This window comes from Thermoleophilum album (assembly GCF_028867705.1).
In the GTDB taxonomy this organism is placed as follows: domain Bacteria; phylum Actinomycetota; class Thermoleophilia; order Solirubrobacterales; family Thermoleophilaceae; genus Thermoleophilum.
The window spans coordinates 863,398-882,586 of record NZ_CP066171.1; the positions used below are offsets into that span (position 1 = coordinate 863,398).

The following is a 19,189-nucleotide window of genomic DNA, read 5'->3' on the forward strand; positions in this document are numbered from 1 at the left end:
ATGGCGCAGCTGCGAGTGATCGCGGGAGAGTTCGGCGGGCGCCGCTTACGCATGCCTGCCGGCGCGGCGCGACCTACACAGGAGCGTGTGCGCGAGGCGCTGTTCTCGATCCTCGGACCGATCGAAGGAGCGCGCGTGCTCGATCTTTTCGCCGGCAGCGGCGCGCTCGCGATCGAGGCGCTGTCGCGCGGCGCGGCCCGTGCGGTGCTCGTCGAGCGCGACGCGCGCGCCGCCGCGGCGATCGCCGACAACGTGCGCGAGCTCGGGCTTGGGGCCCGCGCACGCCTCTTTCGGGGCGACGCCGTCCGCTACCTGGGTTCGTCGCGGGCCGCACGCGACGCACCGTTCGACATCGTGTTCGTCGACCCGCCATATGATTCCGCCGTCCGTATCGCACCACTGCTTGCGCAGCGGCTGCCGCCGCTGCTCAGCGAGAACGCAGTGATCGTCACCGAATCGCACACCAAGGCACCGCTCTTGCTGCCGTTCACGCTGTTGCGCGAGCGCCGCTACGGCGAGACGCGGCTCGCGCTCTACAGCGGCACGTCCGGAACCGTCCGCGCGGACGGCGACGCGAGCGAGGAGGACGCCTGATGCCGCCGCGCAACCCAGCGACTGCGATCTGCCCTGGCTCCTACGATCCCGTCACGCTTGGCCATCTCGACATCATCCGGCGCGCCGCGCGCGTCTTCGAACGGGTCGTGGTCGCCGTCGTGCGTCAGCCGGTTCGCAAACAGAAGACCGTCTTCAGCGCCGAGGAGCGCGTCGACTTCATCCGCGCCGAGGTCGCCGATATCGGCAACGTCGAGGTCGAGTCGTTTGATACGTTGCTCGTGGACTTCGCCCGCCGGCACGGCGCCACCGCGATCGTCAAGGGGTTGCGGGCGATCTCGGACTTCGAGTACGAGTTCGAAATGAACCAGCTCAACCGCAAGATGGCGCCGGACATCGAGTCGATCTACCTGATGGCGGCGCCCCAGTACAGCTTCTTGAGCTCGAGCGGGGTCAAGGAGCTGGCGATGTTCGGCGGCGATCTCGCCGGCCTCGTTCCCGAACGCGTGGCGCAGCGCTTGCAGGAGGAGCTGCGCCGCTAGCGAACAGAGCTGCGATGGACGTCCTCGCGCTGATAAGCAAGCTCGACGACCTGATCCACAACGCCAAGCCTGTGCCCTTCTCCGACCAGGTGCGGGTGGATCGCGAGGCGATCTTCGAGATCCTCGATCAGATGCGCGCCACCTTCCCCGAGGAGGTCAAGCAGGCGCGCTGGATCGTCAAGGAGCGGCAGGAGATGCTCGCCGAAGCGAAGCGCGAGGCCGAGCGCATCATCCGCGAGGCGCGCGAAGAGCAGGAGCGCCTGATCTCCGAACAAGAGGTCGTCAAACAGGCGCAACGCCAGGCCGAGGAGATCATCGAAGAGGCACGGGCGCGCGAGCGCGAGATCCGTCTCGGCGCCGAGGACTACGCCGACGACATCCTCAACACGCTCGAGGTCAACCTCGAGAAGTTCATCGCCGCCGTGCGGCGCGGCCGCGAGCGTCTGCAAGGGCGCGAAGAGGCCGAGGTCGGGTAGCGCCCGTGCGTGAACCGCGCGGCGCCCGAGCGTCTGCGCGGTAATCTCGTGGCGTGCCCCAGCGCACCGACACGCTCGACGTCGGGCGTCTCGGTTTGGCGAGCGGCGAGGGCCGGCGGTTCGAGCTCGCCGTTCCGATCGAGCCGCTGGTTCTCGGCGGCCACGACTACGTCGTCGGCGGGGGGTGCGTAACGGCCGTGCTCGACGCTTCGCGCACCACGCGCGGCTTCGCCTTCCGCTTGCGCTACGAGGCGACCGTCGAGGGTCCGTGCATGCGCTGCCTCGAGCTCGCGCGGCGCACCTACGCGATCGACGTGCGCGAGGTCGACCAGCCACAGGGGGGCGAGGAGCTGCGCTCGCCCTACCTCGTCGAAGACGTTCTCGACCTCGCAGCCTGGGCGCGCGACGCCCTCGCGCTGGCGCTGCCCCATCGGATCGTGTGTCGTGACGACTGCCGTGGCCTCTGTCCCGAGTGCGGGGTCGACCTGAACCTCGCCGGGCCGGACCACCGCCACGAGCGTCCACCCGACCCGCGCTGGGCGAAGTTGCGCGAGCTGCGGCTCGGCTGAACGGCCGACCGGCTACACTGCCTGCGCTCATGGCCGTTCCCAAGCAGCGCCAGTCCCACTCGCGCACGCACAAGCGGCGCTCGCAGCACCGCATCACGCCGCCCAACCTCGGCGCCTGCCCGCGCTGCGGCACGTCGAAGCGGCCGCACCGCGTCTGCCCGACGTGCGGCACCTACGGCGGGCGCGTCGTGGTCGTTCCCTCCGACGAGGCCTCCGACGCGTAGCGCCGCCACGGGAACGCCAGCGCTGCCGCGATGATCGCCGTCGACGCCAACGGTGCCGATCGCGGGCCGCGGGCGGTCGCCGAGGGGGTCGCGCGGAGCGAGGTGGCGTGCGTGGTATTCGGGCCCGCGCGCGAACTCGACGCGTGTGCCGGTGCTGCCGAAATCGTCGACGCCCCCGAGTACATCACGGGCGACGAGGAGCCCGCGCTCGCGGTGCGCTCGCGCCCGGCGGCCTCGATCGTCCAAGCCGCCGACGCTGTCGCGAGCGGTAGAGCGAGCGCGCTCGTGTCGGCTGGTGCCACCGGCGCCGTGCTCGCCGCCGCGCTGCTGCGCATCAAGCGCCTGCGCGGCGTGCACCGGCCGGCTCTGGCGGTCGTGCTGCCGACGCTCGAGCGGCCGTCGGTGCTGGTCGACGCCGGTGCCAACGCCGACGTGCGGCCCGAGCACCTCGTCCAGTTCGCCTATCTCGGGGCCTGTTTCGCCCGTGCCTGTCTCGGCGTCGAGCGTCCGCGGGTGGGGTTGCTGTCGGTGGGGGAGGAGCGCGCCAAGGGCAACGCCGACGTCCTCGAAGCGCACGCTCGCCTCGCCGAGCGTGCCGAGGCGGGCGAGCGCGCGTTCGACTTCCACGGCAACGTCGAGGGTTTCGACGTCCCGCGCGCGACGGTCGACGTCGTCGTGACCGACGGGTTCACCGGCAACGTCGCGCTGAAGGTGATGGAGAGCACGGCGGCCGAGCTGGGGCGCGCGATCCGGCGCGAGATCGCGGCCGGGCCGCTGGCGCGGTTCGGCGGGCTGCTCGTGCGCGGTCGCTTGCGGCGGTTGCGCGAGCGGATCGATCCCGAGCGCATCGGTGGCGCGATCCTGCTCGGCCTGCGCCGGCCCGTGATCGTCGCCCACGGCAGCTTCGGTCCGGCGGGGATCGCCAGCGCCGTGCGGCTCGCGCAGCGGGCCGTCGACGAGCGGATGGTCGAGCGCACCGCCGACGCGCTGGCGAGCGCCGGAGTGTTGCGGTCCGCCGCGGGTGCTAGCGTCGCCGCGAAGTGATGACGCGCGACGAGATCCTCGAGCGGATCCGCGAGCACCTCGCCGAGGAGCTCGAGCTGCCGCTCGAGCGGATCACCGAGGATGCGCGCTTCCGCGAGGACCTCGATGCCGACTCGCTCGACCTGGTCGCGCTGGTCGTCGAGCTCGAGGACCGCTACGGCATCCGCATCCCCGACGAGGAGGCCGCCAAGATCGAAACGGTCGGCCAGGCCGCCGACTACGTGGCTCGCCATGCCGCCGCGCTCGGCCGGTGACCGAGCCGCCGCGCCGGCTTCGAGCCGCGCCCGGAAAGACGATCGGCGCCAGCACGAGACGTCCGAACATCCGCTCGCCGCTCTGCTCGACGAGCTCCCGCGCGACCTCTACCGCCAGGTTTTCACGCACGCCTCCTGGGCGCCGACGCGCGCCGACTCCTACGAACGCCTTGCTTTTCTCGGCGACGTCGTCCTCAGCCTCGCCGTGTCGACGAATCTGCTGCCGCGATTCGGCGAGTACGGCGCGGGGCGGCTCACCAAGCTCCGCGCCCAAGCGGTGAGCGGTAGCGCCTGCGCGCGCGTGGCGCGGGCATTCGCAGCCGACGAGCGACTGCGCGCCGAAGCCCCTGCCGAGCAGCAGCGTGCCGTCGCGGCGCTGATCGAGTCCGAGCGCGTGCTCGCGTCGATCTGCGAAGCGGCGATCGGGGCTTGCTACCTGGCGTTCGGGCTCGAGCGCACGCGCGCGGCCGTGCTCGCGGCGTTCGCCGAAGAGATCGAGCGTGCGATCGAACAGCCCTTCGACTTCAAGTCGTTGCTTCAGGAGCGCCTGGCGCGCCGCGCCGAGACCGTCGAGTACCGAATCGAGGAGGAAGAGGGGCCGCCCCACCGGCGGCGCTTCCGTGTCGCCGCCACCGCCGGGGGGCGCGTGCTCGGGCGCGGCAGCGGGCGAAGCAAGAAGGCGGCCGAGCAGGAAGCCGCACTGGCAGCACTGGAGCAGCTCGAGCGCGAGGAGGAGCTCGCGGCCTGGGGGCGTGGCGATGACGACCGTCTGGCGGCCTGCGCTCGGGGCGACGACCAGAGCTGATCTGTCGGGGGCCGACCCGCGATGTACCTGCGCTCGCTCACGCTCAAAGGGTTCAAGTCGTTCCCGCACCGCACCCGCCTCGAGTTCGGACCGGGCATCTCGGTGATCGTCGGGCCCAACGGGTCGGGCAAGTCGAACATCACCGACGCCGTGCTGTGGGCACTTGGCGAACAGAGCCCGCTCGCGGTGCGCGGCCAGACGATGCGTGACGTGCTCTTCGCCGGCGGGGCGGGGGTTCCGTCGGCGTCGGTGGCCGAGGTCGAGGTCGTGATCGACAACTCCGACGGGCGGCTCCAATCCGATTTCAGCGAGATCTCGATCGTGCGCCGGCTCCACCGCTCCGGCGAGGGCGAGTACCGCCTCAACGGCGCTCGCTGTCGACTCGCCGACGTCCTCGAGGTGCTTTCCGACACCGGTCTCGGCAAAGAGATGCACTCCGTGGTCTCGCAGGGCCGCGTCGAGCAGATCGTGATGTCGCGACCGCGCGAACGCCGGCTGGTGATCGAGGAGGCTGCGGGGCTCGGCAAGCACCGCAAGCGCCGCCACCGCGCCCAGCTGAAGCTCGAGCGCACGCGCGCCAACCTCGAGCGCTTGCTCGACATCGAGCGCGAGGCACGGACGCGGCTGCGACCGCTGCGCCGGCAGGCGGAGGCGGCGGAGCAGCACGCGCGCCTGGAGCGCCAGGAGCTCGAGGTGCGCTACGAGCTCGCTCGCGACGCGCTCCGCGCCGCGGAAGAGCGGGCAGCCCGCGCTAGCGAGCGCGAGCGCGCGGCGCGGGCGGCGCTCGAGCGCGTCGAGCAGGAGCTTGCGGCGATCGGCGAGCAGCGCTCCCGCTGCGAGCGCGAGCTCGCTGCACGCGCCCAAAGACGCGAGGCGGCGCAGGCGAGCGTCCACGCTCTCGAGGGGGCGGCCGAGCGCGTCGCGATGCGTGTCGAGCTGTTGCGCGAGCGCGAGCGCGTGGCCCGCGAGCGGCGCGAGCTGACCGCGGTGCGGATCGGCGAGCTCGAGGAGGAGCTACGCGACCTCGCCCGGCGCAGCGGCGCCGAGACCGAGCAGCGCATCGCCGAACTCGAGCGCGAGCTCGCCGAACTCGACGCCCGGCGCGAGGAGCGCAAGCGCGAGCAGCTCGCCGAGCTCGAACGCGAGCTCGACAAAGCGCGCGAGCAGCTTGCCGCTGCCGAGCGGGCGTTCGCCGTCCTCGACGAGCAGCGCCGGGCGCTCGTAGCCGAGCGTGACCGAGCGCGCGAGCGGCTGCGAGCGACCGAGCGCGAGCTGTCAGCGGCGCGGCGCGAGTCGGCACGGATCGGGAGCGAGCTCGCCGCGGTCAATCAGTTCCTCGCACGCGCCGGCGCACCGCTCGCCGGTCGCGCCACCGTGATCGAGGGCATCACTTGTGCACCCGGGTTCGAGCTAGCGCTAGCGGCCGCGCTAGGCGCGCTGCTCGATGCCGCCGTTGTGCCCACGCTCGACGACGCGCGCGCGCTGCTCGCCGGAGAGCGCACCCCGGCGGGAGCGCAGGCGGTCGTCGCCGGTCGCGCGCGCCGCGCGGCCGCGCGCGAGCACCCGCCCTGTCCGGGCGCTGTCGCGCTCCGCGAGCGAGTCGAGGCGAAGCCCGAGCTGGCCGCCTTCGTCGACGCTGCCCTTGCCGACGTGTGGGTCGTCGACACGCTCGCCGTCGTCCCTGCCGATTTCGGCGGGCTCGCTGTGACCCGCGAGGGAGAGTCGCTCGATGGCCGCACCGGCGCGGTCGCCCGGGTGGTGCGCGGCGGCGCCGAGCGAGTGCTCGAAGAGCGCCGCCGTCGCGACGATCTGGCGCGCTCCGCGCAAGCCGCGGCCGAGCGTGAACACGCTGTCGCCAAGGCCGTGGAAGCCGCCGCTCGTGCCGTCGACGAGATCGAGCGGCGGCGGGACGAGCTGGAGCTCGAGCTGCGCGAGCGCGACCGCGCTCGCAGCGTCGAGCGGGAACACGTGCGGCGGCTCGAGTGGGCGCTCGAGGAACGGCGGCGCGCGCCCGCCGACGAAGGACCTGACGGCGTGCGCCGCGCCGAGATCGCGGCCGAGCTGAAGGCGTTGCGGGTGGAGCTAGAGCAGCGCGCGGCAGCGCAGCGGCGTGCCGCACGCGAGCTCGAGACGGCGCGCGGTGCGATCCAGCGCCACGAGACAGTCGCAACGGCGGCGGCACGGGCAGCCGCAGCGCTCGAACGGCTCGAGGGCTCGCTGCGGCGCCGCTGTGAGCGGCTTGCTGCGGCGCTGCGCGCCGACGAGGGCGACGACGGCGCTGCGAGCGGCCGCCTGCGCGAGCTGGCGACGCGCGAGAGCGAACTGCAGCGCGCGGCGCGCGCAGCGTCGGAGGAACTCGCGGCGGCGCGAGTCGAGGCGGCGCGCTCGGGCGACGCGGTGGTGGCCGCTCGCGACGAGCTCGCCGCCGTAGCGGGCCGCCTCGAGCTCGACGCTACCGCGCGCACCGAGCCACTTGCAGACGAGGAGCGCGCCGAGCTCGAAAAGCGAAGGGAGCGCCTCGCGCGCCGCCGCGCCCAGCTCGGACCGGTCAACCCGCTCGCCAAGGAGGAGTACGAGCGAGCGCGCGCCGAGCTCGAGGAGCTCGAGGCGCAACGCCGCGATCTCGAGGACGCGATCGCGGAGCTCGATCGCGTGATCGCGGAAACCGACCGCATGATCCGCGATGGGTTCCGCGCCACTTTCGAAGCAGCGGCACGCAACTTCGAGGAGGTCGTGGCGCACCTGTTTCCGGGCGGGCGCGGGCGCTTGCGGCTGGTCGACGCCGACGTCGGGCCGCAGCCGCTCGCGCCAACCTCGGACGTGGGGGCCGACCGCGATGCGGCGCAGGGCGGTGACGAGAGCGAGGGGGAGGGCGCGGCCACCGTCCCCGAGCACCATGGTGTCGAGCGCGAGCCCGGCGTCGAGGTCGAGGTGACCCCGGCGGGCAAAGCCACGCGTCGCCTGTCGCTACTGTCGGGCGGCGAGAAGTCGCTCGTGGCACTGGCTTTCCTGATGGCGGTGTTTCTCGCTCGGCCCTGCCCGTTCTACATCCTCGACGAGGTCGAGGCTGCGCTCGACGACATCAACATCGAGCGCTTCCTCGCGTTGCTGCGCCGCTACAGCGATCGCGCCCAGTTCATCGTCGTCACCCACCAGAAGCGCACGATGGACGCCGCCGACACTCTCTACGGGGTATCGATGGGGCGCGACGGCATCTCGCGGGTCGTCTCGCGCCGGCTGCGCGGCCGCCCGCAGCACGAGCTCCAAGCAGCTGCCCGGTCCGCCTGAGCGCGCGCGGGCACGCGAGCGGCCGATCGGCGCACTGGCACGAGCGGCGCCCGAACTTGCGTCCGTCCCGCCGCGGCTGGCTCAGCGCTGCGCTCACCAGCGCCGAAAGATGGTCTGCGCGGCATTCCGCGCACCGCTGAGGGGAGCGAGCCCCGGCAGGGCACCGCGTGCGGCTGCGCTGCCGGGGTCCCCCTTGGTTTCGCCTGCCGGCGGCGGTTACCTGCGGTCACAAGGCCCACCTACAGCGCGTAAGCTGCCGGCCGCGATGGCGGTCGACTGGAGCGAGGCACTGCTCTTGCCGGCGGGAGTCGGGCCGCGCGAGCGCGATGCGCGACGCGCCGGCGGCAAAGGCCTTTTTGCGCGCCTGCGAGAGAGCCTGCGCAAGACCCGCGAGGCGCTGCAGAGCGAGCTCGGCGCGAGCGTCCTAGGCCGCGTCGACGACGCTCTCTTCGAGCGCCTGGAGGAGGCGCTCGTCAGGGCCGACGTCGGCGTTCCTGCGACAGCACGGCTCGTCCAGCAGCTCGAAAACGAGGTGGCTGCCGGCAACGTGGACGGCGGCGATATCGGTGCGCGTCTGCGTGAGCTGATCGCAGCGGCGTTGGTGCCCGCCGGGGCGGAGACGCGGCTCGACCTGCGCGCGCAGCCGGCGGTCGTGATGTTCGTCGGCGTCAACGGCACCGGCAAAACGACCACGATCGGCAAGTTCGCCGCGGCGTTGCGGCGCGAGTGTGGTGTGCGCGTGCTGCTGGCGGCAGCCGACACCTATCGCGCCGCCGCCGTCGACCAGCTCGTGGTGTGGGCCGAGCGGGCGGGAGCCGAGATCGTGCGCGGCAGCCCGGGCCAGGACCCGGGGTCGGTCGCTTACGACGCGATCGAGGCGGCGCGGGCGCGCGCCGTGGACGTCGTGTTGGTCGACACCGCTGGGCGCTTGCACACACGCACTCCGTTGATGGAGGAGCTCGCGAAGGTGCGGCGCGTAATCGGCGAGCGCTTGCCCGGCGCGCCGCACGAGACACTGCTCGTGATCGACGCCACGACCGGTCAGAACGGGCTCCGCCAAGCGCGCGCTTTCGCCGACGCCTGCGCCGTGACGGGCATCGTTCTCACCAAGCTCGACGGCACCGCCAAAGGTGGGATCGCGCTGGCGATCGCCGAAGAGCTCGGCCTGCCGGTGAAGCTGGTGGGCGTCGGCGAGGCGCTCGACGACCTGCGACCCTTCGACGCGCGCGCGTTCGCCGCCGCTTTCGTCGAGTAGCCTCGCAACGTGTTCGAGTCGCTCTCGGAACGGCTGCAGGAAGCGCTCGGGGGGGTTCGTTCGCGCGGGCGGCTCTCGCCCGACGACGTCGACCGCGCGCTGCGCCAGGTCCGGCTGGCGCTGTTGGAAGCTGATGTTGATTTCCGTTTGGTGCGCGAGTTCACGGCCCGTGTGCGCGAGCGCGCGGTCGGCAGCGAGGTGCTCGAGTCGGTCAACCCCGCGCACCAGGTGGTCAAGATCGTCGCCGACGAGCTCACCGAGCTTCTCGGCGGCACTACCAGCGACTTCGCGTTGCCGCGCGCCCAGCCTGCGGTGGTTCTCCTCGCCGGACTGCAGGGCTCGGGCAAGACGACTGCGGCCGCCAAGCTCGCTCACCACCTGCGCAGCGAGCGCGGCCTCGACGTCGCGCTCGCGGCCTGCGACCTGCAGCGGCCGGCTGCCGTCGAACAGTTGCGTTTGCTGGGCGAACGGGCGGGCTGCCCGGTCTACGAGCGCGGAACCGCGGGCCGCGCTGTCGACACCGCCGCTTGGGCTCTCGAGCAAGCTCGCGACGACGGACGCGACGCGCTGATCGTCGACACCGCCGGGCGGCTGCACATCGACGAGGAGTTGATGGCCGAGCTCGAGGCGATCCGCGATCGCGTGCGCCCGCACCGGGTGTTGCTGGTGCTCGACGCGATGACCGGACAGGAGGCGGTCGCTGTGGCGACGGCGTTCCTCGAGCGGGTTCCGTTCGACGGGCTCGTGCTCACGAAGCTCGACGGCGATGCCCGGGGCGGCGCGGCTTTGTCGGTGAAAGCAGCGACCGGCCGCCCGGTGATGTTCGCCTCGACGGGCGAGCGACTCGAGGATTTCGATGTCTTCCACCCCGACCGCATCGCCCAGCGGATCCTCGGCATGGGGGATGTCTTGACGCTCGTCGAGCGCGCCCAGCGCGAGATCGACGAGCGCAAGGCGGCCGAGCTCGAGCGCAAGATGCGCCGCGCCGAGCTGACGCTCGAGGATTTTCTCGACCAGCTCCGCCAGGTCCGGCGCATGGGCCCGCTGACGAATTTGCTGGGAATGCTGCCGGGCGTGGGGTCGCAGCTGGCCGGCCTCGATCTCGACGAGCGGCAGCTCGATCGCGTCGAGGCGATGATCCTCTCGATGACGCCGGAGGAGCGACGCCGCCCCGAGATCATCGACGCCTCGCGCCGCCGCCGCATCGCGCGTGGTTCGGGCACTACGCCGCAGGAGGTCGCCCAGCTCGTGAAGCAGTTCCAAGCAATGCGCAAGCTGATGCGCGACCTGAGCCGGGGCCGGTTGGGCGCGCTGCGCTCGCTGCTCTCGCGGTGAGACGCCTCTGCGGCGAGAGCGACGCAGCATCTTCCTGTTCCGTGGTCGCGGTCGGCGATCGACAGTGACCCCGGTCACGGCGACCCGGCACGCGGCGACCCGGCACGCGGCGACCCAGCACGCGGCGACCCGGCACGCCGCGACCCGGCACGCTGCCGAACAGGTGCCCGTCCGGGTTCGTCTCGATCTCGTTCCCGGCAAGCGTCCGTCAGCCAGGCGGCCGGCCGGTGGTGGGCTCCGCTAACCTGCCGGGTCCGAATGCCGGTCAAGGTCCGTCTCACACGCGTCGGTAACCGCAACAACCCGATCTGGCGGGTGGTCGTCGCCGACGACCGCAGCCCCCGCGACGGGCGCTTCATCGAGGTGCTCGGGCACTACAACCCGCAGCGGGCGCCTTCGGAGATCGCTATCGATCGCGACCGTCTCGCAAGCTGGCTGGCCCGCGGAGCACAGCCGACGCGTGCGGTGCGCAGGCTCGTTGAGGCGCTCGAACGCGGCCGCCCGCCGGCAGCCGAGGTGCGTGCCGACGAAGCTGCCGCCGCTCGCCGCAGCGGCGTAGCTGCAAATGCTGGGGCGGCTGCCGCCGACCAGGGCAGCGACGCCGAAGCCGCCAGCAGCGCCGAGGCGACCACGGACGCCGAAGCCGCGGCGGGCTCCGAGTCGTCGGCCGAATCCGCCGGCGACGGCGCTGCTTCCGACTCCTCGCCTGGCGCAGCAGCTGCCGCCTCTGTTGGCGAAGACAGCGGCGAGGGCGACAGCGCCGCTGGCGAAGAGGCGGGCGCTGGCGACGGTGCCTGAGCCGTGGGCTCGCTCGAGGATTTCGTCGCGTTCCTCGCGCGCTCTGTCGTAACCGATCCCGACGCGGTCGAAGTCCGCTCGTGGCACGACGACGAGGAGGACGCGCTCGTGATCGAGATCCATGTCGCCGAAAGCGATGCCGGCCACGTCATCGGACGCTCCGGTCGCACCGCCGAAGCGATCCGTCAGGTCGTGAAAGCCGCGGCAGCGCGCCGCGGGGGCCGGGTACTCGTCGACATCGTCGCTTAACCGGCGCACGGCGCGCCGCGATGGGGCGTAAACGGCTTGTCAGCGTCGGGCGCGTTGGTCGTCCGCACGGTCTCGACGGCAGCTTTTACGTCGCTGTGCCCGATGCTGAGCACCTGGTGGAGGGAGCAGAGGTCGTCGTCGCCGGACGCACGCGCCGCATCGAGCGCCGCGCGGGAACGGAGGCGCGACCGATCGTGCGGCTCGCCGGCATCGGCGATCGTGACGGCGTGCGTGCTTTGCGAGGCGAGCATCTACTTGTCGAACAGGAGCTCGGCGACGACGAGTGGCTCGCGGCTGAGCTCGAGGGCATGGCGGTCTTGAGCGACGACGGCCGTAACCTTGGTCGCGTGAACCGGGTGCTAGCGGCGCCGACTTGCTCGGTGCTGGAGGTGGAGGGGTACGAGGATCTCGTTCCCCTGCTCGCCGACGCCCTCGTAGGGGTCGATCTCGACCGGCGCACGATCACCGTGCGGGCCTCATTTCTCGGCGATCCCGCGCGGCGGTGAGCGTGCCACGGTGAGCGTGGCACAGCGTCAGCTGGCATCAGCGTGTGCCAGGAGGTCCCGAGGCGCGAACAGAACGTGACAGCGTCACAAGGGTCGCGAGTTGGACATCGACATCTTCACGCTCTTCCCCGCCTGGTTCGACTGGTTTTTCGCCCAGCGCCACGTACGCCGTGCGCTGACGCTTGGTCACCGCATAGAAGCGATCGACCTGCGCGCCACGACGCCGCTTCGTGCCGGGCAGGTCGACGACACTCCCTACGGCGGGGGTGCGGGAATGGTGATCCGCGTCGACGTGGTAGCGGCGGCGCTCGAGGCGCGCTACGCCACCGACGCGCTCGCGGTACGAGAGCAGCGCCGCGTCATCGCGCTCGCGCCGAGCGGGCGGCAGTTCGACGACGCGCTAGCGGAGGAGCTCGCCCGCGAGCCAGGGCTGACGCTGCTGTGTGGGCGCTACGAGGGGTTCGACGAGCGTGTCCACAGTCACCTCGCCTCCGACGTGGTGTCGATCGGTCCCTATGTGCTGTCGGGCGGCGAGCTGCCGGCGATGGTCGTCGTCGACGCGGTACTGCGGAAACTCCCCGGCGTGCTCGGCGATCCAGCTAGCGCTATCGAAGAGTCGTTCAGTCGCGCGCTCGGGGGAGCCCCCGAATATCCGCACTACACCCGCCCGGCGGCGTGGCGAGGAGTGCGCGTTCCTGACGTGCTCCTCTCGGGCGACCACGGGCGGATCCGCGAGTGGCGTCGCGCCCAGAGCCGCGAGCGGGCGCGGATCCGCGCGGAGGAGGGCGGCGACTAGCTGGACGCGAGCGCCTGCTTGCGCTGCGCTAGCATTCGCTGCCCGCGCCGCCCGCCACGGCTCCTCGTGGCGAGTGGCGATGCCGGCGCCGTGCGGCCGACCGCCTGTCGCCCGGCTTAGGGACTGCCTCAAGCAGCCATGTCGAACGCAATAGCAAAGCTCGAACGCTCCCAGCTCAAGAAGCGTCCGTCCTTCGCTCCGGGCGACCGTGTGCGAGTGCACTTCGAGGTCGTAGAGGGCAACCGCCGGCGCGTGCAGGTTTTTGAGGGTGTGGTGATCCGCCGTCAGGGATCTGGGGTGCGCGAGACTTTCACCGTCCGCAAGCACTCCTTCGGCGTCGGTGTCGAGCGCACCTTCCCGCTGCACTCCCCGAAAATCCAGAAGATCGAGGTAGCAGCGCGCGGGCGGGTGCGCAGAGCCAAGCTGTACTACCTGCGCGACCGGATCGGACGAGCAGCGCGTGTGCGCGAGCGTCGTGCCGGTGAGGCGACGGCCGAGCAGCTGCGCGCCGACGAGATCGCAGCGACGGTCGACGAAACCCCGGATGCCGCCGACACCGCTGCCGCGAAGGGCGAGCAGCAGCCAACAGCCGCTTCCCCGGCGGACACTGGGAACGCCAGCGGCGCGTCGGGCGAGGGAGAGGCGCAGACGGCGTCGGACAGCGACGGCGAGTGACGTGTCGAGCCCGGCTGCAGGGGCCAAGCGTGGCCGGTCCCGGCTGGCGGGCTTCGTCGAGCTGGTCGTCGTCGTCGGGCTCGCGCTCGGTCTCGCCTTCCTGATCCAGGCCTTCCTCGTCAAGCCTTTCCGCATCCCGAGCGAGTCGATGGAGCCGACGCTCGACGTTGGGCAACGGGTGCTGGTCGAGCGGGTCACCTACCGCTTCAGCGAGCCGGGCCGTGGCGACATCGTCGTGTTCAAACCGCCCCGCGGTGCCGATCCCGAGGTTTCCTCGTGCGGGGTACCCCATCCGGAGGACGCACCCTGTCCCCGCCCGACCCCGCGGCACTCCTCGACGAACTACATCAAGCGCGTCGTCGGGCTCCCCGGCGAGCGGCTGAAGGTGATCGGCGGCCACGTCTACATCAACGGACGTCGTCTCCGTGAGCCGTGGGCACGGATCGATCCCGGATGCGCTTCCACGTGCACCCTGCCGCGGGAGATAACGATCCCACGCGGCTACTACTTCATGATGGGCGACAACCGCGGTGCGAGCGCCGACAGCCGCGAGTGGGGTCCTGTGCCGAAGCGGTGGATGATCGGCAAGGCTTTTTTCACGTACTGGCCCCCCAACCGTGTCGGCACCTTCTGACGCGGCGGGATAAGGGAAACCGCCGCTCGAACCTGCCGGCGGCCACGGCCATTCTCATGTCGGGGGTCGCCGCTACGATCGCCGCCCGTGGGAGCTTCGCGCGCGCTTGCCGCCGCTGGGAGGGGTCGCGACAGATCCGCTCCGCGGATGGCAGCGCCCGTACGCGACAGAAGTGCGGGCTCGCAGCTGGCAGCTTTCGACGTCTCGCTCGGGACGCGCTACGTCGCCGGTGCCGACGAGGCCGGGAGGGGCTCTCTCGCGGGTCCGCTCGTCGCGGCTGCGGTGCTGTTCGACTGCGAGCGGCTTCGGCGGGGTGTGCAGGACGGGCTCGTCGATCTCGACGATTCGAAGAAGCACACCAGCGCCGCGCGCGAGCGGATCTTCCGGGCTGTCCTCGCGTACGCCGCGAGGGTGCGTGTGGTCTTCAAAGGGCCTCGCGAGATCGATCGGCGCGGTCTTCACCGCGTCAACATCGAGGCGCTCGCCGAGGCGCTCGCCGCCGTTGCGCGCTCGGACTGCACCTGCCTCGTCGACGGGTTCGAGCTCGACGGGGTTGCCGCGCGGTCGCGACAGCAGGTTGTCGCGCTCGTGCGCGGTGACGCGACAAGCGCTGCCGTGGCGGCGGCCTCGGTGGTCGCGAAGGTGGTCCGCGACCGCCACATGCGGCGGCTTGCGGCGCGCTATCCCGAGTGGGGCTTCGAGCGCCATGTCGGCTATTCGACTCCCGAACACCGGGAGGCGATCGCGGCGTGCGGGCTCACGCCTCTCCATCGCCGTTCCTTCGCGTCGGTGGCCTATTCCCAGCTCGACTTCGGCCTCTGAGCGTGGCGGCGCAAGCTGCGTGCGCGGGTAGCTCACCATGCGGCCTCGACGTGCTCGAGTTTGTCCAGCCGAAGGTCGCGATCGAGCAGCACCGCGACCGCGTCGAAGCGCAGCGTGCGCGGGCGTATCGACGCCAAAAGCTCACCGTTCTCCTGTAGCCACGCACGCGCGGCATTGCGCACCCACAGCTGCTTGCGACGATCGACGGACTCGATTGCGCGTTCGAGCGTGGCGGGCGCGACGAGCGTGCGGACCTCGCAAAACACGAGCGTGCGTCCGTGCCTGCAGACCAGGTCGAGCTCGCTCGAGCGTGTGCGGAAGTTGGTAGCGACGATCTCGTACCCGCGCGCGTGCAGGTGTGCGCGCGCATAGCGCTCGCCGAGAGCTCCGACCTGCTGGCGACGACTTGGCACAAGCCGACGGTAGGCGGGGCCGAGCGACGCCGGAGTTGCGTCCGTGACGTTTCGGTGACGCGCGCCGCTTCGCTGCGCGGCAGGTGCGGAGCACGCTGCGGTCCGCAGTGCGGACCGGTGGCAGCGCAGCGGGCGCGAAGCACGATCACGCAGCTGCCGATCGTGTGCGCTGACTCGTAACACAGTTGACAGCGCCGTCACCCCCGCGGCCCTAGGTTCGGCCACGTGCTCGCCCACGTCCGCACGTTCGCGATCGAAGGGGTCGACGGTGTCCCGGTCACCGTGGAAGTCGATGTTCGGTCCGGGTTGCCCGCGTTCACAATCGTCGGTCTGCCCGACCGGGCGGTCCGCGAGGCGCGCGAACGCGTGCGCGCAGCGATCCTCAACTGCGGGTTCGAGTTTCCGCTGCGGCGTCTCACCGTCAACCTCGCCCCAGCGAGCCTCGAGAAGGGCGGGCCGAGTTTCGACTTGGCAATCGCCGTCGGTCTACTCGCCGCCAGCGGCCAGGTACCGGCAACTGCCTGCCAGCCCGCAGCCTTGTGGGGGGAGCTTTCGCTCGACGGGCGCCTGCGCGACGTTCCGGGAACGCTGATCGCTGCCCTCGCTGCTGAGCGCTCCGCGACCGAGATCCTGATCGTGCCCGAACGCTCGGCTCACGAAGCACTAGCCGTCGACGGGCCCGCCGTCGTCGCGGTGCGTTCGCTTCGCGACATCGCAGAGCTGTTGCGCGCCGGCGGTTTGGCTCGCGCTGCCCGGCGTGGTGCGCCTAGCATGGGTGCACCGGACCCGCTGGCACGGGACGCCCATCCGCATTTCCTGCCAGACGCTCGCGTCCCCGACCTCGCCGACGTCCGCGGTCAAGACGACGCGAAATGGGCGCTCGAGGTCGCAGCTGCCGGCGGACACAACATGCTCATGGTCGGGCCGCCAGGCGTCGGCAAGACGATGCTCGCGAGGCGGCTGCCGGGCCTGCTGCCGCCCCCGAGCCGCGAAGAAGCGATCGACATCGCGCGCGTGCGCGCTGCCGCCGGTTTGCCGTGCTGCGAGTGGCCACCGCAGCGGCCCTTCCGGGCACCGCACCACTCGATATCGGCGCAGGGCCTCGTGGGAGGAGGCTCGCCGCCCCGCCCGGGAGAGATCACGCTTGCGCACCGCGGCGTCCTCTTTCTCGACGAATGCACCGAGCTAGCGCGTTCGGCGCTCGAAGCATTGCGACAGCCGCTCGAGGACGGTGTCGTGCAGATCGTGCGCGGCCAGCGAACGATCGCGTTTCCTGCGCGACCGCTGCTCGTCGCTGCCTGCAACCCCTGCGCGTGCGGCGGCGCAGCCTGCGACTGTTCAGCCAGCGAACAGCGCCGGTATGCGCGCAAGCTCTCGGGTCCGATCCTCGATCGCATCGACATCGTCTGCGAGCTCTGCGCCACTCGTGACCTCGACGCTAATGAGTCGCTTGGGTCGCTTTCGGCGCACCGCGACACGGCGAGCGTGCGGGCGCGAGTCAACGCTGCGCGCCTCATCCAACGCGAACGCTACGACGGCACGGCGAGCGTCAACGGTGATCCGTCGATCCCGCTTGCGCGTGTACTCGGAGGCAAGGAACGCATGCGGAGACTCCTCGCCCGGGTTGCGGCGGCAGGTCTCTCCGGCCGTGCTGCCGAGCGTGTCCTGCGCGTCGCCCGCACTCTCGCCGATCTCGAGCAGTGCAGGGAAGTCGAGGCTGCGCACGTCGAGCAAGCGCGGGGTCTGCGGCTCGGTTTGCATGCGCTCGGGAGGGCTGCGTGAGCTCGGTCGATGCCGCCGAACGCGACGCCGGGATCGCGCGCGGCGCAGCGCTGGCCCTATCCGACGACGGCTATCCCGAGGCGCTCCGCGCGTTGAGCGACCCACCCTCGGTGCTGTTCGCCAGTTGCGATCCCGTGCGTCTGCGAGAGCTCCTCCGCCCTCCGCGGGTGGCGATCGTCGGTTCGCGCGATCCGAGCGCTTACGGACTCGAGATGGCGGCGACCTTGGGCCGTGAGCTAGCGCGCGCCGGCGTCGTGGTGGTGTCGGGGCTCGCTCGCGGGATCGATGCTCGGGCGCTCGAAGCCGCGGTGGCGGTGGGCGAAGCGATCGCTGTCTTGCCGGCGGCGGTCGAGCGGCCGTACCCGCAGCGCAATGCGCGCCTCGCCCGGCGGATCGCCGCTCGCGGCGCGCTGCTCAGCGAAACCGACGATCCCGAGCCACCGCCGCGATGGGCGTTTCCGCGGCGAAACCGCATCATGGCTGCGATCGCCGACGCTGTCGTGGTGGTCGAGGCGCGGGCAAGATCGGGAACGCTCATCACCGCCCAGATCGCCCTCGAACTCGGCCGACCGGTGGGAGCGGTGCCGGGCCGGGCGACCTCTCCCCTCGCTCGCGGCGCGAACGGCCTGATACGCGATGGGGCTTTTCTCGTCGAATCGGCAGACGACGTGCTCGACGAGCTCTTCGGTCCGGGGTGGCACGCGGCCAACAGCGCTGGCGTGCGCGCCCAGCCGTTGTCGGGAGGCGCTGGAACGCCGGCGGCGCCAGTGGTCGGCATGTCCGCTGCCGAAAGGCCGGCGCAGGCCCGCGACAACGCACCGGCTCCTACGAGCGACGACGTCCGCTCTGGAACGAGTTCGCCCGACGCATCGAGCGACGCCGGCCCTGCCAGGCAGCGCGGCTGCCGGAGGGCCGCCACTCTCACGCCGGCCGAACGCCACGTCCTCGACGGTCTCGCAGCAGGACGCACGCTGGGCGAGATCGCCGACAGGGGCGCCTTGTCGCCCGCCGAGATTCGTGCCTGTGCGGCGCGCCTCTGCGCACGCGGGATGGTCGTCTCGACCGGTCTCGGTCGGTTCGAGGTTGTCGACGCAGCGCCGCTCATGACAGCGGTCGCCGACGATGCCGGCGCTAGCGATCGCGATACTTCGCTCGCATGAACACAGGCGGCGACAGCGGGGGCGCGACGCGCGCAGCGCTCGCGGCCCCAGAGCCGGGCAAGGTTCCCCGCGTCCTCACCATCGCCGGCTCCGACTCCGGCGGCGGTGCAGGGATTCAAGCCGACCTCAAGGCGTTCGCGCGCTGCGGCGTCCACGGCATGAGCGCGATCACGGCGGTGACGGCGCAGAACACGGTGGCCGTGGAGGGCGTCTGGCCGCTCCCTCGCGACGCGATCGTCGCCCAGGTGCGCGCCGTGGTGAGCGACATCGGCGTCGACGCGATCAAGATCGGCATGCTCGGCACGGTTGCGATCATCGAGGCCGTAGCCGAGGCGCTCGACCTCGTAGACAGCTCTGTGCCGATCGTCGTCGACCCGGTGATGGTGGCGGAAAGCGGCGCGCGCTTGCTCGCCGAGGACGCTGTCGAGGCGCTCGTACGTCGGATCCTCCCGCGCGCAACCGTCACGACACCCAACCTCGCGGAGGCGCGGGTGCTCGCCGAGCACAGCGAACACGCCCGCACCGCTTGCGCCGTGGGCGACACCGGTGCTCCCGCACGCCAGGCGCGCCGCGGTCTCAGGCCCCGCCCTCGCCGCGACGAGGGCGAAGAGCTAGCTCGCAGCGTGAGAACCCTGGGGCCACGCTGCGTGGTCGTCACCGGTGGCCACCGTGAGCGGGCCGTCGACACGTTCTTCGACGGCGAGCGCGTCGCGCGCATCACGGGCCGGCGCTGGCCGGACGGCGCGGCGCACGGCTCAGGCTGCACACACTCCGCGGCGCTCGCCGCCTACCTGGCGTGGGGTTTCGATCCGCTCGGGGCCGCGCGCCGTGCCAAGCGGGTCGCTGCCCGCGCAGTGCGCGACGGGCTGCGCGAGATCGGGCACGGAGCGGGGCCGGTCGACGTCTTCGGGCTCGCCGGGCGCCGCCCCCCGGCAGCGAGAGCCAAGCGAACGCCGGCACCACAGGGCCGCGGCGCGCGGGTTTCCGAACCAGCGTGAGCCCGCTGGCAT

The 19,189-nt window shown here is 71.8% G+C and carries 21 protein-coding genes and 1 pseudogene; 21 read left to right on the forward strand and 1 reads right to left on the reverse strand.

Features of this window, described 5'->3' with window-relative positions:
- The 18 genes and pseudogenes from rsmD (at window position 1) to JDY09_RS04070 (ending at window position 14,824) form a co-directional block, all read left to right on the forward strand.
- Complete coding sequence (gene rsmD / locus JDY09_RS03985; RefSeq protein WP_274717757.1) at window positions 1-594, forward strand: 16S rRNA (guanine(966)-N(2))-methyltransferase RsmD; 594 nt, start codon at window positions 1-3, stop codon at window positions 592-594.
- Window positions 594-1,094: a pantetheine-phosphate adenylyltransferase gene (gene coaD / locus JDY09_RS03990; RefSeq protein WP_274717759.1), complete on the forward strand. Its 501-nt coding sequence runs from the start codon at window positions 594-596 to the stop codon at window positions 1,092-1,094. The genes rsmD and coaD overlap by 1 nt, the downstream gene beginning before the upstream one ends.
- 14 nt (window positions 1,095-1,108) lie before the next feature.
- Window positions 1,109-1,570, forward strand: coding sequence for an ATPase (locus tag JDY09_RS03995; protein WP_093118406.1), 462 nt, complete (start codon window positions 1,109-1,111; stop codon window positions 1,568-1,570).
- Window positions 1,571-1,623: 53 nt separating this feature from the next.
- Complete coding sequence (locus JDY09_RS04000) at window positions 1,624-2,139, forward strand: YceD family protein (protein ID WP_274717764.1); 516 nt, start codon at window positions 1,624-1,626, stop codon at window positions 2,137-2,139.
- 29 nt (window positions 2,140-2,168) lie between these two features.
- Entirely contained in the window at window positions 2,169-2,363 is a 195-nt protein-coding gene (rpmF, locus tag JDY09_RS04005; RefSeq protein ID WP_274717765.1) for a 50S ribosomal protein L32, read from the forward strand.
- Between the two features lie 30 nt (window positions 2,364-2,393).
- Complete coding sequence (gene plsX, locus JDY09_RS04010) at window positions 2,394-3,407, forward strand: phosphate acyltransferase PlsX (RefSeq protein ID WP_274717766.1); 1,014 nt, start codon at window positions 2,394-2,396, stop codon at window positions 3,405-3,407.
- On the forward strand, window positions 3,407-3,661 hold the full coding sequence (acpP, locus tag JDY09_RS04015) for an acyl carrier protein (RefSeq protein ID WP_274717991.1): 255 nt from the start codon (window positions 3,407-3,409) through the stop codon (window positions 3,659-3,661). The genes plsX and acpP overlap by 1 nt, the downstream gene beginning before the upstream one ends.
- Complete coding sequence (locus JDY09_RS04020) at window positions 3,639-4,466, forward strand: ribonuclease III family protein (protein ID WP_274717767.1); 828 nt, start codon at window positions 3,639-3,641, stop codon at window positions 4,464-4,466. Before acpP ends, JDY09_RS04020 begins: the two co-directional genes overlap by 23 nt.
- A 21-nt stretch (window positions 4,467-4,487) precedes the next feature.
- Window positions 4,488-7,754, forward strand: coding sequence for a chromosome segregation SMC family protein (locus tag JDY09_RS04025; RefSeq protein WP_274717768.1), 3,267 nt, complete (start codon window positions 4,488-4,490; stop codon window positions 7,752-7,754).
- Window positions 7,755-8,019: 265 nt separating this feature from the next.
- On the forward strand, window positions 8,020-9,009 hold the full coding sequence (gene ftsY, locus JDY09_RS04030) for a signal recognition particle-docking protein FtsY (protein ID WP_274717769.1): 990 nt from the start codon (window positions 8,020-8,022) through the stop codon (window positions 9,007-9,009).
- 9 nt (window positions 9,010-9,018) lie between these two features.
- A complete protein-coding gene (gene ffh, locus JDY09_RS04035; protein ID WP_274717770.1) occupies window positions 9,019-10,344 on the forward strand; it encodes a signal recognition particle protein in 1,326 nt (441 codons plus the stop codon).
- Window positions 10,345-10,602: 258 nt separating this feature from the next.
- Window positions 10,603-11,142, forward strand: coding sequence for a 30S ribosomal protein S16 (rpsP, locus tag JDY09_RS04040; RefSeq protein ID WP_274717771.1), 540 nt, complete (start codon window positions 10,603-10,605; stop codon window positions 11,140-11,142).
- A gap of 3 nt (window positions 11,143-11,145) precedes the next feature.
- Window positions 11,146-11,391 (forward strand): KH domain-containing protein, encoded by a 246-nt coding sequence (locus JDY09_RS04045; RefSeq protein WP_274717772.1) that lies wholly within the window; start codon window positions 11,146-11,148, stop codon window positions 11,389-11,391.
- A gap of 20 nt (window positions 11,392-11,411) precedes the next feature.
- Window positions 11,412-11,897, forward strand: coding sequence for a ribosome maturation factor RimM (gene rimM, locus JDY09_RS04050; RefSeq protein WP_274717773.1), 486 nt, complete (start codon window positions 11,412-11,414; stop codon window positions 11,895-11,897).
- Window positions 11,898-11,997: 100 nt separating this feature from the next.
- Window positions 11,998-12,693 (forward strand): tRNA (guanosine(37)-N1)-methyltransferase TrmD, encoded by a 696-nt coding sequence (trmD, locus tag JDY09_RS04055; RefSeq protein ID WP_274717774.1) that lies wholly within the window; start codon window positions 11,998-12,000, stop codon window positions 12,691-12,693.
- Between the two features lie 138 nt (window positions 12,694-12,831).
- Window positions 12,832-13,170: pseudogene (gene rplS / locus JDY09_RS04060) on the forward strand (50S ribosomal protein L19); the annotation flags it as partial.
- 199 nt (window positions 13,171-13,369) lie between these two features.
- On the forward strand, window positions 13,370-14,002 hold the full coding sequence (lepB, locus tag JDY09_RS04065) for a signal peptidase I (RefSeq protein ID WP_274717775.1): 633 nt from the start codon (window positions 13,370-13,372) through the stop codon (window positions 14,000-14,002).
- 147 nt (window positions 14,003-14,149) lie between these two features.
- A complete protein-coding gene (locus JDY09_RS04070) occupies window positions 14,150-14,824 on the forward strand; it encodes a ribonuclease HII (protein WP_274717777.1) in 675 nt (224 codons plus the stop codon).
- A gap of 32 nt (window positions 14,825-14,856) precedes the next feature.
- Here JDY09_RS04070 and JDY09_RS04075 read toward each other — a convergent pair whose 3' ends face one another.
- Window positions 14,857-15,237 (reverse strand): YraN family protein, encoded by a 381-nt coding sequence (locus tag JDY09_RS04075; protein WP_274717779.1) that lies wholly within the window; start codon window positions 15,235-15,237, stop codon window positions 14,857-14,859.
- 225 nt (window positions 15,238-15,462) lie between these two features.
- Here JDY09_RS04075 and JDY09_RS04080 point away from each other — a divergent pair, with 225 nt between their 5' ends.
- The 3 genes from JDY09_RS04080 to JDY09_RS04090 are packed head-to-tail and all read left to right on the forward strand — an operon-like array spanning window position 15,463 to window position 19,177.
- Entirely contained in the window at window positions 15,463-17,019 is a 1,557-nt protein-coding gene (locus JDY09_RS04080; RefSeq protein ID WP_274717780.1) for a YifB family Mg chelatase-like AAA ATPase, read from the forward strand.
- Complete coding sequence (gene dprA, locus JDY09_RS04085; RefSeq protein WP_274717781.1) at window positions 17,016-18,179, forward strand: DNA-processing protein DprA; 1,164 nt, start codon at window positions 17,016-17,018, stop codon at window positions 18,177-18,179. Before JDY09_RS04080 ends, dprA begins: the two co-directional genes overlap by 4 nt.
- Complete coding sequence (locus JDY09_RS04090) at window positions 18,176-19,177, forward strand: bifunctional hydroxymethylpyrimidine kinase/phosphomethylpyrimidine kinase (RefSeq protein ID WP_274717782.1); 1,002 nt, start codon at window positions 18,176-18,178, stop codon at window positions 19,175-19,177. Before dprA ends, JDY09_RS04090 begins: the two co-directional genes overlap by 4 nt.
- Window positions 19,178-19,189: the final 12 nt, after the last annotated feature.

What these genes read in the sequence shown, in the direction of transcription:
- JDY09_RS04025 (WP_274717768.1), top strand. Translation starts at nt 4,488, where the DNA reads ATGTACCTGCGCTCGCTCACGCTCAAAGGGTTCAAGTCGTTCCCGCAC.
- JDY09_RS04020 (WP_274717767.1), top strand. Translation starts at nt 3,639, where the DNA reads ATGCCGCCGCGCTCGGCCGGTGACCGAGCCGCCGCGCCGGCTTCGAGC.
- rpsP (WP_274717771.1), top strand. Translation starts at nt 10,603, where the DNA reads ATGCCGGTCAAGGTCCGTCTCACACGCGTCGGTAACCGCAACAACCCG.
- coaD (WP_274717759.1), top strand. Translation starts at nt 594, where the DNA reads ATGCCGCCGCGCAACCCAGCGACTGCGATCTGCCCTGGCTCCTACGAT.
- JDY09_RS04090 (WP_274717782.1), top strand. Translation starts at nt 18,176, where the DNA reads ATGAACACAGGCGGCGACAGCGGGGGCGCGACGCGCGCAGCGCTCGCG.
- rpmF (WP_274717765.1), top strand. Translation starts at nt 2,169, where the DNA reads ATGGCCGTTCCCAAGCAGCGCCAGTCCCACTCGCGCACGCACAAGCGG.
- rsmD (WP_274717757.1), top strand. Translation starts at nt 1, where the DNA reads ATGGCGCAGCTGCGAGTGATCGCGGGAGAGTTCGGCGGGCGCCGCTTA.
- rimM (WP_274717773.1), top strand. Translation starts at nt 11,412, where the DNA reads ATGGGGCGTAAACGGCTTGTCAGCGTCGGGCGCGTTGGTCGTCCGCAC.
- JDY09_RS04070 (WP_274717777.1), top strand. Translation starts at nt 14,150, where the DNA reads ATGGCAGCGCCCGTACGCGACAGAAGTGCGGGCTCGCAGCTGGCAGCT.
- ftsY (WP_274717769.1), top strand. Translation starts at nt 8,020, where the DNA reads ATGGCGGTCGACTGGAGCGAGGCACTGCTCTTGCCGGCGGGAGTCGGG.
- JDY09_RS03995 (WP_093118406.1), top strand. Translation starts at nt 1,109, where the DNA reads ATGGACGTCCTCGCGCTGATAAGCAAGCTCGACGACCTGATCCACAAC.
- plsX (WP_274717766.1), top strand. Translation starts at nt 2,394, where the DNA reads ATGATCGCCGTCGACGCCAACGGTGCCGATCGCGGGCCGCGGGCGGTC.
- acpP (WP_274717991.1), top strand. Translation starts at nt 3,407, where the DNA reads ATGACGCGCGACGAGATCCTCGAGCGGATCCGCGAGCACCTCGCCGAG.